The sequence below is a fragment of the Brenneria izbisi genome, from assembly GCF_025840185.1.
Classification (GTDB): Bacteria; Pseudomonadota; Gammaproteobacteria; order Enterobacterales; family Enterobacteriaceae; genus Brenneria; species Brenneria izbisi.
Genome location: NZ_JAMPJU010000008.1, coordinates 58,016 through 71,332, shown reverse-complemented (window position 1 = coordinate 71,332; position 13,317 = coordinate 58,016). Strand labels below are relative to the sequence as shown.

General features: G+C 53.0%; 14 protein-coding genes. 1 reads left to right on the top strand and 13 read right to left on the bottom strand.

Annotated elements, in window-relative coordinates; genetic code table 11:
• Positions 1–18: 18 nt before the first annotated feature.
• The gene (locus NC856_RS11775; protein ID WP_264090622.1) at positions 19–939 is read left to right on the top strand and encodes a TIGR01777 family oxidoreductase; all 921 of its coding nucleotides are present in this window, start codon (positions 19–21) and stop codon (positions 937–939) included.
• Between the two features lie 26 nt (positions 940–965).
• On the opposite strand, the gene hisP is transcribed toward NC856_RS11775, so the two are convergent.
• From hisP to NC856_RS11710, 13 genes are all read right to left on the bottom strand, one after another.
• Positions 966–1,739, bottom strand: coding sequence for a histidine ABC transporter ATP-binding protein HisP (hisP, locus tag NC856_RS11770; RefSeq protein WP_264090621.1), 774 nt, complete (start codon positions 1,737–1,739; stop codon positions 966–968).
• A gap of 15 nt (positions 1,740–1,754) precedes the next feature.
• Positions 1,755–2,471 (bottom strand): ABC transporter permease, encoded by a 717-nt coding sequence (locus NC856_RS11765; RefSeq protein WP_264090620.1) that lies wholly within the window; start codon positions 2,469–2,471, stop codon positions 1,755–1,757.
• Complete coding sequence (gene hisQ / locus NC856_RS11760) at positions 2,464–3,153, bottom strand: histidine ABC transporter permease HisQ (protein WP_264090619.1); 690 nt, start codon at positions 3,151–3,153, stop codon at positions 2,464–2,466. The genes NC856_RS11765 and hisQ overlap by 8 nt, the downstream gene beginning before the upstream one ends.
• Positions 3,154–3,270: 117 nt before the next feature.
• A complete protein-coding gene (locus NC856_RS11755) occupies positions 3,271–4,050 on the bottom strand; it encodes a lysine/arginine/ornithine ABC transporter substrate-binding protein (protein WP_264090618.1) in 780 nt (259 codons plus the stop codon).
• 376 nt (positions 4,051–4,426) lie between these two features.
• Positions 4,427–4,996: a UbiX family flavin prenyltransferase gene (locus NC856_RS11750; RefSeq protein ID WP_264090617.1), complete on the bottom strand. Its 570-nt coding sequence runs from the start codon at positions 4,994–4,996 to the stop codon at positions 4,427–4,429.
• Positions 4,997–5,218: 222 nt separating this feature from the next.
• Positions 5,219–6,736, bottom strand: coding sequence for an amidophosphoribosyltransferase (purF, locus tag NC856_RS11745; protein ID WP_264090616.1), 1,518 nt, complete (start codon positions 6,734–6,736; stop codon positions 5,219–5,221).
• A 21-nt stretch (positions 6,737–6,757) separates the two neighbouring features.
• Positions 6,758–7,258, bottom strand: coding sequence for a colicin V production protein (gene cvpA, locus NC856_RS11740; protein WP_264090615.1), 501 nt, complete (start codon positions 7,256–7,258; stop codon positions 6,758–6,760).
• A 141-nt stretch (positions 7,259–7,399) separates the two neighbouring features.
• On the bottom strand, positions 7,400–8,110 hold the full coding sequence (gene dedD, locus NC856_RS11735) for a cell division protein DedD (RefSeq protein WP_264090614.1): 711 nt from the start codon (positions 8,108–8,110) through the stop codon (positions 7,400–7,402).
• Positions 8,100–9,368, bottom strand: a complete 1,269-nt coding sequence (gene folC / locus NC856_RS11730; protein ID WP_264090613.1) for a bifunctional tetrahydrofolate synthase/dihydrofolate synthase — start codon at positions 9,366–9,368, stop codon at positions 8,100–8,102. Before folC ends, dedD begins: the two co-directional genes overlap by 11 nt.
• A gap of 88 nt (positions 9,369–9,456) precedes the next feature.
• A complete protein-coding gene (accD, locus tag NC856_RS11725; protein WP_264090612.1) occupies positions 9,457–10,371 on the bottom strand; it encodes an acetyl-CoA carboxylase, carboxyltransferase subunit beta in 915 nt (304 codons plus the stop codon).
• A 250-nt stretch (positions 10,372–10,621) separates the two neighbouring features.
• Positions 10,622–11,299: a DedA family protein gene (locus NC856_RS11720; protein ID WP_264090611.1), complete on the bottom strand. Its 678-nt coding sequence runs from the start codon at positions 11,297–11,299 to the stop codon at positions 10,622–10,624.
• A gap of 73 nt (positions 11,300–11,372) precedes the next feature.
• On the bottom strand, positions 11,373–12,212 hold the full coding sequence (gene truA, locus NC856_RS11715) for a tRNA pseudouridine(38-40) synthase TruA (RefSeq protein ID WP_264090701.1): 840 nt from the start codon (positions 12,210–12,212) through the stop codon (positions 11,373–11,375).
• The gene (locus NC856_RS11710; protein WP_264090609.1) at positions 12,212–13,222 is read right to left on the bottom strand and encodes an aspartate-semialdehyde dehydrogenase; all 1,011 of its coding nucleotides are present in this window, start codon (positions 13,220–13,222) and stop codon (positions 12,212–12,214) included. Before NC856_RS11710 ends, truA begins: the two co-directional genes overlap by 1 nt.
• Between the last annotated feature and the right edge of the window lie 95 nt (positions 13,223–13,317).

Sequence of the window (13,317 nt, the reverse complement as noted above, 5' to 3'; positions counted from 1 at the left end):
AATAAAGCGAGGCCAGATATGCAATTACTTATTACCGGTGGAACCGGTCTGATCGGACGTCATCTGATCCCGCGGTTACAACTGCTTTCTCATCATGTCACCGTGCTGACCCGCGATCCCGACCGGGCGCGGCGGATATTGGGCGATCAGGTCGAATACTGGTCCACGCTGAACAATAAAACCTCACTTAACGCTTTCGACGGCGTAATTAATCTGGCGGGCGAGCCGATTGCCGATAAGCGGTGGACGCCACAGCAAAAACAGCGCCTGAGCCAGAGTCGCTGGAACATTACCGAACAGATCGCCAACCTGATCAACGCCAGCAGTGAACCGCCTTCCGTGTTGATTTCCGGTTCCGCGGTGGGCTATTACGGCGATCAGGGCGCGGCGTTGGTCACCGAAGATGAAACGCCCGCCAATGAGTTTACCCATCATCTGTGCGCTCGCTGGGAAGCGCTGGCGCAATCCGCGGAGAGTGAAAAAACCCGTGTCTGTCTGTTGCGTACCGGCGTTGTGCTTTCCGCGCAGGGCGGCGCCTTGTCCCGGATGCTGCCGATTTTCAGGTTGGGGCTTGGCGGGCCAATGGGTTCAGGGAAACAGTATATGCCGTGGATTCATATTGACGACATGGTGAACGGGATCCTTTATTTGCTGGATAACCCGATACTTAGCGGCCCCTTTAACATGGTTTCGCCCTATCCGGTGCGTAATGAACAGTTTGCGGCTATGCTGGCACGCGTGCTCAATCGCCCCGGTTTTCTGCGTGCGCCCGCTTTCGCCATCAAACTGCTGATGGGAGAAGCCTCAACGTTGGTTCTGGGCGGACAACGCGCATTACCACAGCGTCTTGAAGCCGCGGGGTTCGGCTTTCGTTTCTTTGATCTGGAAGAGGCGTTGAGAGAGGTGGTGACGACAAAGGATGCCGCGCAAGCTGGCTGACTCGCGCAGGACAGCCAGCCAGACATTTACTTCAATGCGCCGGACAGAAACTGCTGCAAACGCGGGCTTTTGGGGTTGCCGAATACCATGTCAGGCGGCCCTTCCTCTTCAATCAAGCCTTGATGCAAAAAGATCACATGGCTGGAGACGTGGCGGGCAAACTCCATCTCGTGCGTCACGACCACCATTGTTTTTCCCTCTTCGGCTAATTGCTGCATGATCCGCAGCACTTCACCTACCAGTTCGGGATCGAGCGCCGACGTCGGTTCATCAAACAGCAACACTTCCGGCTCCATTGCCAACGCGCGCGCAATGGATACCCGCTGCTGCTGACCGCCGGACAGATCAGCCGGATATTTATCCTGCGCCGCGCCAGTAATCCCCACTTTATCCAGATAGAAAACGGCGCGTGCGCGAGCTTCCGCTTTGCTCAGCCCCAATACCTGCACCGGCGCTTCCATGACGTTTTCCAACGCCGTCATGAAGCTCCACAGATTAAAGTGTTGAAACACCATGGTCAGGCGAGTACGCAGCAACTGAAGTTGTTTTTTATCAAACACTTTCAACTGACCATCATTGTCACGCACCATCCGAATTTCCTGATCGTTGACGTGAATCGTCCCTTCGCAGGGTTTTTCCAGAAAATTGATGCAGCGCAACAAGGTGCTTTTACCGGAACCGGATGATCCGATAATGGAAATCACGTCCCCGGCTTTAGCCTGCAATGAAATGCCTTTCAACACTTCATGCTGACCATAACGTTTACGCAGTTCCGTCACCATTAGCTTAATATTCGACATGTTTGGTTCCTGCTTTTAATGGGATGGACGGGTATTAAGATGACGTAACCAGCGCTGTTCCGCTTTTTTGAACAACCCGATTAACACAAAAGAGATCACCAGATAGATCACCGCCGCGATACCAAACGCCAGAAACGGCTGATACGTGGCAGCATTAATATCACGGGCGACTTTCAGAATATCCGGCACCGTGACGGTAAACGCCAACGCGGTGGAGTGCAGCATCAATATCACTTCGTTACTGTAGGCGGGCAATGCAATACGCAGCGCGCCCGGCAAAATGATATGACGATATTGTTTAAAGCGTGAGAAGCCGTAAGCCCTGGCCGCTTCGATTTCACCATGAGGAACCGAGCGAATCGCACCGGCGAAAATCTCGGTGGTATACGCACAGGTGTTCAACGCCAGCGCCAAGATCGCGCAATTCAGCCCGCTGCGGAAAAACGCGTTTAACAGGTCAGTACCACGCACAATTTCCAGGCTATAAACACCGGAATAAAAAACCAACAGTTGAACATAGAGCGGTGTACCGCGAAAAACATAGGTAAACAACCAGACAGGCAAGCGGAATCGTCGTCGCGGCGACACACGCGCCACCGCCAATGGCAACGCCAGAATACCGCCGATCGTCACCGAGGAAATCAGCAGCCATAACGTCATCGCCAACCCGGTCATGCGGTAACCGTTGCTCCACAGCAGCGGCTGCCAGTATTGTTGTAGGATCTCACTCATAGTTTACTTTTTTGACTCCCTGCGAGTAGTGTCTTTCCAACCACCACAAGACGCCGTTGGATATAGTGGTAAAAATCAGGTACAGCGCGGCGGCGACGATGGCAAAGTAAAAGGGTTCATGCGCGCCCTTACCCGCCAGTTGCGTCGCCTTGATAACGTCATTCAGCCCCAGTAACGACACCAGCGCCGTCGCCTTTAAAATAACCTGCCAGTTGTTGCCGATCCCCGGCAAGGCAAAACGCATCATGGCCGGAAACATGATCCGGCGAAACACTTTCATCGGTGAAAAACCGAAAGCCACGGCAGCTTCAATCTGTCCAGGCGGCACCGCCAGAAAAGCGCCACGGAACGTTTCCGTGAAATACGCGCCGTAGATGAATCCCAGGGTAATAATCCCCGCCGTCATCGGATCGATATCGATCTGGCTGATGCCCACCGCCTCGGTGAGGCTGTTGAGGGTGATCTGTAATCCATAGAAAATCAACAGCATCAGCACCAGATCCGGTACGCCGCGGATCAGCGTGGTATAGCAGGAGAAACAGCCTGATAACAATCGGCTGGCGGAGAGCTTAGCCCCCGCGCCAATCAATCCGATGATCAATGCCAGTAGCAGTGAGCTAATCGCCAGTTCCAGCGTGATGACGGCGCCATCCAGAATGAGTTGGGAATAGCCATAAAGCATTAATCATTTCCGTTCAGAGTAAAAAGAGAGGTTGATGACATCACATATGATGACCAGACAAAAACATCGGGGTGAAGCGACAAGCCTCATCCCCGAATTCAGACAATGCAGAGGTGGTTAGCCGCCGTAAACATCAAAGTCGAAGTATTTTTTCGCAAAGGTATCGTAGGTGCCGTCTTTGCGCATTTCTTCAAACGCTTTGTCCAGCGCGGCTTTCAGTTCGGTGTCCGCTTTACGCAACCCCATGCCGGTGCCTACGCCAAAGAATTTGTCGTCTTTAACCGCCGGGCCTGCAAATTCATAGTCTTTACCCGCGTCTTGTTTCAGGAAACCTTCGCTGCCCGCCACTTCATCCTGAAATGCCGCGTCGATACGGCCAGCCGTTAAATCGGCATAGACCAGTTCCTGATTCTGATAAGCGACGACTTCAACGCCTTTTGGCTGCCAGAGCGCATTCGCGAAGGATTCCTGCGTCGTTCCCTGCAATACCCCAACACGTTTGCCGCCTAAAGACGCCACGCTAGGTTCAATGTTCGCGCCTTTTTTAGCAATCAGACGCGAATTAGCAGCATACAATTTCTCAGTGAACGCAATTTCCTGCTGACGTTTTTCGGTAATGGAAAGTGAGGAAATAATGGCATCTATTTTTTTGGCTTTCAGGGACGGGATCAACGCATCAAAATCACTCTCGACAAACGTGCAGTTGGCTTCAATACGCTTACATAATTCTTTGGCGAGATCGATATCAAAACCAACCAGTTCGCCGCTGGCGTTTTTAGATTCGAAAGGTGCGTAAGTCGGATCAGTACCAATTTTAATATTTTTAGGAATGGCGGCCATCGCGCTGCCTGCGGCAAGAATGAATGCCAACGGCAGAATTTTCACCAGTTTTTTCATATTGCTACCCTTACCATAAGTGATTGAGGTCAAAAGTCAGTCATCGTTAATTAACGGTTTTTATCGATGTAAAAATGAATGACGGGATTGCTGTTTATGTGTCGTTACGAAACATAGCAGTTTTCATGCCATGTTTATAATGCAACGAGACGAACAAAACCAAAGGCAACCACTTTTATTAAAAGCAATCTATTTAATTGATTTTATTACTTTCTATTTATAGTGCCAGGGCATGCGCGAAGGCGGTTGGCGTAATGGCAATCACCATCACGCACTATAAAAGCGCTTTCGTGTGCGATAATGGGGCAATGTTAAAAAAAAGCCCCACAAGTGAGCATTGAATCTGATTTATTGCAGACAGAAAAGCCTTTGGTCATTACGAGCCTTGCCAGCGGGTAAACAGATCTTGCGGCAGTTCGATATCAAACTGATCAAGCACGCGGTTGACGGTTTGATCGATAATATCCTGCACACTTTGTGGGCGATGATAAAAAGCAGGCACTGGCGGCATGATAATCGCCCCAAGCTCAACAGCCGTCGTCATCATCCGTAAATGCCCCAGATGCAATGGCGTTTCACGCACGCAAAGCACCAGCGGGCGACGCTCTTTTAGCACCACATCCGCCGCGCGCGTCAGCAAGTTATCACTGTAGCTGTGTGCAATGCCTGACAGCGTTTTTATCGAACAAGGCAATATGACCATGCCATCGGTTTTAAATGAACCGGAAGAGATGTTGGCGGCGATATCGCGGGTGTCATGTACCACATCCGCCAGCGCCTGCACTTCGCGCAGACTGACATCAGACTCCAGGGAAAGCGTCTGCCGGGCGGCATTGCTCATGATAAGGTGAGTCTCTATTTCCGCCACGGTCTGCAAAACCTGCAACAAGCGGATGCCATAAAGCACACCGCTGGCGCCGGAAATACCTATAATGAGTCGCTTCATCAAAACTGCCTCTGGCTGATCGCTGGTGATGCACCGATACGAATAAGTGATTTGCGCTGACTTTGCCGTAATGATCAATGATAAGCAAGAACAAGAAACCGGTAAACGCAGAAAGGGAGTACGCCGCAGCGTGCTCCCTTTCTCATCTCGTTATCCCCAGCATCTTTCAAGCGGCGGACGCGTTGGCTTCCCGCACATCCCGATATCGATGGAGTATAGCGCTCAGCCTTCGTTGTGTAATTCCAGATCCTCGACTTCGCTCTGACCACGTAATGCTTTGGCATCATCATTACGCAACATTTCCAGATAATCGAGGTAACCCTGATCGACATCCTTGGTCACGTAGATGCCATTGAAGACAGAACATTCAAACTGGGTGATGTCGGGATTATCTTCACGCGCCGCGGCGATCAAATCGTCCAGATCCTGGAAAATCAACGCATCGGCGCCGATAAGTTGGCGAATCTCTTCCACTTCGCGACCGTGGGCGATTAACTCATTAACGCTTGGCATATCGATACCATAGACGTTAGGGAAACGGATTTCCGGCGCCGCGGAAGCCAGATACACACGTCTGGCGCCCGCTTCGCGGGCCATTTCCACGATCTGTTCGGATGTGGTGCCACGCACGATGGAGTCATCAACCAGCAACACATTCTTATCGCGGAATTCCGCACGGTTAGCGTTCAGCTTACGGCGCACCGATTTACGACGCGCCTGCTGGCCCGGCATGATAAACGTGCGACCAACATAACGATTCTTCACAAAGCCCTGGCGATACGGCTTGTTAATGATGCGCGCGATTTCCAGCGCGATATCACAGGACGTTTCAGGGATGGGGATAACCACATCGATATCCAAATCTTCCCATTGACGTGCAATCTTTTCACCGAGCTTCTGCCCCATCCGTACCCTAGCGCTATATACGGAAATTTTGTCGATGAAAGAATCCGGGCGCGCGAAGTAAACATACTCGAACAGACACGGATTGCTTTTCGGATTTTCAGCACACTGGCGGGTAAACAACTGGCCTTTCTCCGTGATATAAATCGCCTCTCCCGGCGCTACATCACGCAGAAATTCAAAACCCAGCGTATCCAGTGCGACGCTTTCCGAAGCGACCATATATTCACTGCGTCCATCTTCCAGATCGCGTTTACCGATCACCAGCGGACGGATGCCATTCGGATCGCGGAAAGCAACCATTCCGTGACCGATAATCATGCTGACGCAAGCATAAGCACCGCGAATTTGCTGGTGCGTCGCAGCAACTGCCGCAAAAATATTATCCGCTTCCAGCGGATAGTGCTGAAAACGATCAAGCTCTCTGGCAAAAATGTTTAACAGAATTTCGGAATCAGAGGTGGTGTTGACATGACGACGCTCCTGTTCGAACAGCTTTTTACGCAGTTCGTGCGCGTTAGTCAGGTTGCCGTTATGCGCCAGAGTGATCCCGAACGGCGAGTTAACGTAAAAAGGTTGCGCTTCCGATGCGCTGGAACTGCCTGCGGTGGGATAACGCACATGACCAATACCCATATTGCCTTGTAAACGTTGCATATGTCTGGCTTCAAACACATCCTTCACCAGGCCATTGGCCTTACGCAGGCGGAAACAATTTAAGTCATTAATGGTGACAATGCCTGCTGCATCCTGCCCACGGTGTTGCAACACCGTTAACGCGTCATAAATCGACTGGTTGACCGGCGTAAAACCGGCGATACCGACAATACCGCACATGGTGTCTTTTCCTCATCAGCGCTACCGCAGCGTTATGTGCTGCGGCAAGAAACTTGACGTGCTTTGCAGGTAGTCAAAAAACCACCTGATAATATAACTGAACTGCGGGATTAACTGGGACTGCTTCCAGTCGGCACTCTGTGAAAGACCGGTAAAGGTATCCAGAAAAAATAGCAGTGCGGAGACAATCAATACACCACGTAACGCACCGAAGCAAACGCCCAGTACACGATCGGTGCCCGATAATCCAGTGCGTTCAACCAGTGAACCGATCACATAGTTGACGATAGCACCCACAATCAACGTCGCAATAAACAGAATGGCAATAGCGATACCGTTACGTACCAGTTCGTCATCAAAACGGGTGAAATAAATCGCGAGATAAACATAGTACTGGCTAGCGACAAAAAATGCGCAACCCCAGGTCACCAGCGACAACGCTTCACGAACAAATCCCCGAATCAAGCTAACCAGAGCCGAAAATCCGATGATGCCAATAATGACGTAATCAACCCAAACCATGAACGATCCTAATAATGAACCAGATTACCGGTAAGCCGCGACGTCATCCTGTTCGCGGCGAATTCTAACAGAAAAAGAAAACGTTTGCGTAGCGTATTTCCGCCGATTTTATCAATAGCTGATAAACACTGGCGCAACGCCTTAACGCACGCTATGCGACCTCACCTGACCGCTCAATCCGCTCAGCCGTTGTAGCTCGCCCAATGATGCCTGCAACTTCTGTCTGGACGCATCAGGGCCGACATAAATACGGGTAATCTGCCCCGCAACCGGCGTGGCGGGCACGGTATAGGCGCGATAGCCGGAGAGACGCAGTTTGGCGACAATTTCATTCACCTTGTCCGCATTTTTCAGCGCGCCCAGTTGCACGATATAAGCTTGTCCGGCAGGCGCTTGTTCTGCGGCGGGCGTTTGCGTTCTGGCTTCAGGTTTCGGTTCCGGTCTGGTTTCCGCCTTTGGCTTCGCCTCTGGTTTCGGCGGCGCTTTGGGCGCGACCGGGGCTTGAACCGGCGGACGTTCAACCACGGCTGGCGGCGCCGTCACGCCCGCAGGCGGATTCGCGGCGGGGGGCGCGTTTTCTGTGGGCGAGGCCGTATCCTCAAGGTCAGGCGCCAACGATTTATCCTCCATCGCCGCCTCAGCCCCTTCCGAGGGTTGGCTCAACAATGACTGGTTCAGCGGCGGCAACGCCTCCATCTCATTGCTGTCTCCCGGCTTGGGGATCAGCGGGATGGCGGCAAAATCATCCTCATAATGTTTCTTTTCACCATCCAGCAGGCCGGGCAAAACAATCACGCCCAACGCGACGATAATAATCGTTCCTACCAGGCGATTCTGAAATTTACTCGCCATAGGTTTTCTCCTCATCCAACGCTTCCATCACCTGCGCTACCGTATGAAAAGATCCGCACACAATGACGATATCCTGTTCCGTCGATGCCGCCATCGCCTGGCGCCAGGCGCTGGCGACATCAGAGAACGACTGGCTGTGATGCAGATGCTCGGTCAGTTGCCCAACGGTAGCGCCACGCGGGACATCCAGCGGCGCGCAATACCATTCATCCACCAGCGGTTGTAAATGGCTCAACGTGCCGGGAATATCCTTGTCCGCCAACATGCCCGTCACGGCGCGGATTTTCCCCGCTTTCGGCAAGGCCGCCAGACGGCTGGCGAGATATGCGGCAGCGTGCGGGTTGTGCGCCACATCCAGAATCAGCATTGGTTTTTCGCGCACAATCTGGAACCGGCCAGGCAGTGTCGCCTGTTTCATCCCCTGCCGAATGGCGTCTTCGCTCACATTGAGCGGCGAATAATTCAACGCCGTCAGCGCGGTGGCCGCATTTGCCAGCGGCACATTCGGCATTGGCAATCCTGAAAGTTCGCGCTGTTTGTTCTGCCAGCTCCAACTGTCGCGCTGGATGGAGAAATCCCACTCCCGACCACGGCGCAACAGCACCGCCCCGGTTTCATAGGCGACATCGGCGATTGACGGCGGCATATTCGGCTCACCCACCACCGCGGGTTTACTCCGGCGGAATATGCCGGCTTTTTCTCTGCCGATGCTGTCACGATCGTTGCCCAGCCAGTCAGTATGATCGAGCGCGATACTCGTCACAACGGCGACGTCGGCATCCACGATATTGGTCGCATCGAGACGTCCCCCCAGGCCAACTTCCAGAATGACCACATCCAGATTCGCCTGCCTGAACAGTTGCAACGCCGCCAACGTGCCAAATTCGAAATAGGTAAGAGAAACCGCCCCTCTTCCCGCTTCGATATCTGCAAACGCCTGACAATGACGTGTTTCGGGTAACTCCGCGCCCTGAATGCGCACTCGCTCGGTATAACGCAGCAAGTGCGGAGAGCTATAGACGCCGACACGCAGTCCGGCAGCGATCAATATCGATTCCAGCGTACAGCATGTCGTACCCTTGCCGTTGGTGCCGGCGACGGTAAAGACCACCCTGGCAGGCTGTAATAATTGAAGATGTACGGCAACCTGCCTGATACGATCCAGTCCCAACTCAATGGCCTGAGCGTGCAGGTGCTCCAGATAATGAAGCCACGTGACCATAGGCGACGTGGCTTGGGGTATTTGAAGATTATTCATGAGTCCCGTTCACTGGCTTACGGTTCATTTTATACAGGAAGCGTAATATTGCCTGAGGCGGACTCACGCTTCCTGTTCATCGGTTCAGCTACACAGCATCCTGTGATTTGGCCTCGTCATCGACGTGGTTTTCAACCTCATCACTACCGGGTTCCGGCTGATTGGTCAATTTGGCCAGGATCGTCGCCAGTTTATACCGCATTTCAGGACGACGTACGATCATGTCGATAGCGCCTTTCTCAATCAAGAACTCACTACGCTGGAAACCCGGCGGCAGTTTTTCTCGTACTGTCTGCTCAATAACACGCGGCCCTGCAAAGCCGATCAGGGCTTTCGGTTCAGCGATATTCAAATCCCCCAGCATCGCCAGACTCGCAGACACGCCGCCCATGGTCGGGTCGGTCAGAACGGAGAGGTAAGGCAAACCACGTTCGCGCATTTTAGCCAGAGCCGCACTGGTTTTTGCCATCTGCATCAGCGACATCAACGCTTCCTGCATACGGGCGCCGCCACTGGCGGAGAAACAGACCAGCGGACATCCGTCTTCCAGCGCCTGTTCAACCGCACGGACAAAACGCGCCCCGACGACAGACGCCATAGAGCCGCCCATGAACGCAAACTCAAAAGAAGCCGCGACCACCGGCATACCATATAATGTCCCTTTCATCACGATCAGGGCATCTTTTTCATCAGACTGCTTTTGTGCCGCAGCCAGACGATCTTTATATTTTTTCGAATCCCGGAATTTCAGGATATCCTTCGGTTCCAGTTCGCTGCCTAGCTCCACTGTCCCTTCTTTATCCAGGAAAGCTTGTAAGCGAGCACGCGCGGAAAGACGCATGTGGTGGTCGCACTTGGGGCAGACCTCCAGATTACGCTCCAGTTCCGCACGATACAGAACCTGACCGCAACTATCACATTTCGTCCAGACACCCTCAGGAATGTTCGCTTTACGAGTCGGGGTGATGTTGCTTTTGTTAAGAATTCGTTCAATCCAGCTCATTGATAACCTTTCTGCTTGAACCTGGCACATGCCAGTCCGCTGTTCATGCGTCAACTATTGCCTGACAACATTTATTCCCTGACGACACTGCCAATTAAAAAAATGCCTGAGATCCGCGTTAATCGCGATACTGAGGCATTGGCATCAAGGATTGTTCCAGGAACAGACCATAAATGCCGCCCATTAAACCATAACGACCCAGCGCTGTGGATAAAAAACTGATCAAACCGGATGTAAAAACGGGTTTCACTTATTTCACACCGCTGCTGTTTGCACTGCTGCGCGCCGCCGCTCGCCGGTGCCGGATAATCTCGATCACGCCCGGCAGGATTGAGACAAAGATAATCGCGACAATCAGTAACTTCAGGTTTTCCTGTACAATCGGCAGGTCACCGAACAGATACCCCGCGTAGGTGAATAAAATAACCCACAGCAACGCGCCAATAACATTATAGGCTGCGAAATGACGATAGCTCATATGTCCCATCCCGGCGACAAACGGCGCAAATGTTCTCACAATAGGAACAAAGCGCGCCAGAATTATTGTTTTGCCGCCGTGACGCGCATAAAACTGATGCGTTTTATCCAGATAGCTGCGCCGGAAGATTTTTGAATTCGGGTTACTGAACAGCTTATCACCGAACAAACGGCCAATCGTGTAGTTCACCGCGTCGCCCAGGATCGCCGCGGTAATCATCAGGAAAACCATCGTATGCACATTCAGGTCATTCGATGGCAGCGCCGCCAACGCGCCCGCCACAAACAGCAAAGAATCACCCGGCAGAAACGGAGTGACGACCAGCCCGGTTTCACAAAACAAGATAAGAAATAGAATGGCATAAATCCAGACACCATATTGTGCGACCAGTTCCGCCAGATGCACATCAATATGTAGAATAAAATCAATAATAAACTGTATAAATTCCATAAAAACGTCTCTTTCGATAGGTGGCGCCAATATACAGCGCGCCCAAAGGTATATCGGCAAAACCCATCATTTATCAATCGTCATGCAAAAACAGCGGCCCCATCGGGGGCCGCGGCAACGCAAAACGCTCAGGATAATCCACCGAAACCAGATACAATCCTTCCGCTTTGGCCGTGGCTGCCGCCAGCGTGCGATCTTTGGCCGCCAATAACTCCGCTATCCATGTTTCCGGCTGATTGCCGCAGCCGACTTCCATCAGACTGCCGACAATGTTGCGCACCATATGGTGTACAAACGCATTGGCTTTAATATCTACCACGATATAAGCCCCATGACGCGTAACCTTTAAATGATTTACATTGCGCCACGGCGTGCGCGACTGGCATTGCACGGCGCGAAACGAGGTAAAATCGTTTTCACCCAGCAGGCATTGCCCCGCTCGCGCCATCCGCCGCTCATCGAGCGGCAGATAGCAATGCGTGACGCCCTGAGCCAGTACCGCCGGACGATAGCGGTGGTTATAGATGACATAACGATAGCGGCGCGCCGTCGCACTGAAGCGGGCGTGAAAATCGTCATCCACCGTTTTCACCCAACGCACGGCGATATCCGGCGGCAAATTCGCATTCACTCCCATCGTCCAGGCTGCGTCTTTACGCACCGCCTGAGTAACAAAATGCACCACCTGCCCCGTCGCATGCACGCCCGCGTCGGTCCGGCCCGCACAGAAGACAGTGATGGGCGCATCCGCCACATTGCTCAGGGCCTGTTCAAGACAGCCTTGCACGCTATCGACTTCCGCCTGACGCTGCCAGCCATAATAGCGGTGGCCATCATATTCAATTCCCAGCGCAATTTTCAGCACGGCAGGATCGCCTGCCGGGGCCGCCTGCGCCAACATCGGTTCCGTCATTACCCCAGATACTCCCGTACCAGACATTCCGCGGTTTCCAATGCCATCAACGCGCCGCCAAAACGCACGTTATCCGCCACCGACCAGAATTGCAGTTGTTGCGGAATGCCGTAATCATTGCGCAAACAGCCGATGCTCAGGCGGATGTTGCCAGAGGCGTCGTCCACCTGCGTCGGGTAGTCCTGTTCATCGCTGATCTGAACCTCATCCACCTGCAACAGTTCGTCACGCGCTTCTTCCGCCGCCAGCGGGCGCAAGGCTTCCAGATGAACGACCTGAGCATGACCGTAGAACACCGGCGACTGAATACAGGTAACAGAAAGCGGTAATCCCTCATCCTGTAGCACCTTGCGCACTTCATCCACTAAACGACGCTCCTCACGCACGCTGCCTTCGTTATCCGGCAGCAGTGGCAACAAGTTGAACGCCAACTGTTTGGGGAATATACCCGTTTCTGGCGGAATGCCGTTCAGCAGACGCGCGCTTTGTCCCGCTAAATCATTCACTGCGGCCTTGCCGCGCGCGGAAACCGACAACATGGCGGTAACGTGCAAACGGGACAGGCCCGCGGCCTCCGTCAGCGGCTTGATGGCCACCAGCAGCTGGCTGGTCAGACTATCCGCCACCGCGACAAGGTTGCGATTACGGTAATCCGCCAACACATGAGTATTCACGCCCGGCACCACCAACGGCACATCCGGCTCCAGCGCGAACAGGCCGCTACTGTCTATCACCAGACAACCGGCGTTCCCGGCTTCCTCCGCATAGCGCTCGCTGGCTTCCTGACCGGCAACAAAAAACGCCAGCTGCGCCTGCGCCCAGTCAAAATCCGCAACATCTTCGACCGGACAGGATTTTCCATTAAAACGTATGATTTCACCCACGCTGCGTTCGCTGGCCAGCGGATAAAGTTTACCCACCGGGAATTCACGTTCCTGCAACAGTTCCAGTAACGCTGAACCCACAGCGCCCGTTGCGCCCAGCAGAGCAATATTCCAGCCGTCAGACATGTGGTTGTTCTCCCAAATTGATAAATAACACATCCACGTACACAAAAGACGCCAGCCTGCGCAGCATGACAGAGGCGCGGGCATGGTGTTTAAGG

What these genes read in the sequence shown, in the direction of transcription:
- NC856_RS11750 (WP_264090617.1), bottom strand. Translation starts at nt 4,996, where the DNA reads ATGAAGCGACTCATTATAGGTATTTCCGGCGCCAGCGGTGTGCTTTAT.
- NC856_RS11775 (WP_264090622.1), top strand. Translation starts at nt 19, where the DNA reads ATGCAATTACTTATTACCGGTGGAACCGGTCTGATCGGACGTCATCTG.
- folC (WP_264090613.1), bottom strand. Translation starts at nt 9,368, where the DNA reads ATGAATAATCTTCAAATACCCCAAGCCACGTCGCCTATGGTCACGTGG.
- NC856_RS11720 (WP_264090611.1), bottom strand. Translation starts at nt 11,299, where the DNA reads ATGGAATTTATACAGTTTATTATTGATTTTATTCTACATATTGATGTG.
- dedD (WP_264090614.1), bottom strand. Translation starts at nt 8,110, where the DNA reads ATGGCGAGTAAATTTCAGAATCGCCTGGTAGGAACGATTATTATCGTC.
- purF (WP_264090616.1), bottom strand. Translation starts at nt 6,736, where the DNA reads ATGTGCGGTATTGTCGGTATCGCCGGTTTTACGCCGGTCAACCAGTCG.
- cvpA (WP_264090615.1), bottom strand. Translation starts at nt 7,258, where the DNA reads ATGGTTTGGGTTGATTACGTCATTATTGGCATCATCGGATTTTCGGCT.
- hisQ (WP_264090619.1), bottom strand. Translation starts at nt 3,153, where the DNA reads ATGCTTTATGGCTATTCCCAACTCATTCTGGATGGCGCCGTCATCACG.
- hisP (WP_264090621.1), bottom strand. Translation starts at nt 1,739, where the DNA reads ATGTCGAATATTAAGCTAATGGTGACGGAACTGCGTAAACGTTATGGT.
- NC856_RS11755 (WP_264090618.1), bottom strand. Translation starts at nt 4,050, where the DNA reads ATGAAAAAACTGGTGAAAATTCTGCCGTTGGCATTCATTCTTGCCGCA.
- NC856_RS11710 (WP_264090609.1), bottom strand. Translation starts at nt 13,222, where the DNA reads ATGTCTGACGGCTGGAATATTGCTCTGCTGGGCGCAACGGGCGCTGTG.
- truA (WP_264090701.1), bottom strand. Translation starts at nt 12,212, where the DNA reads ATGACGGAACCGATGTTGGCGCAGGCGGCCCCGGCAGGCGATCCTGCC.
- accD (WP_264090612.1), bottom strand. Translation starts at nt 10,371, where the DNA reads ATGAGCTGGATTGAACGAATTCTTAACAAAAGCAACATCACCCCGACT.
- NC856_RS11765 (WP_264090620.1), bottom strand. Translation starts at nt 2,471, where the DNA reads ATGAGTGAGATCCTACAACAATACTGGCAGCCGCTGCTGTGGAGCAAC.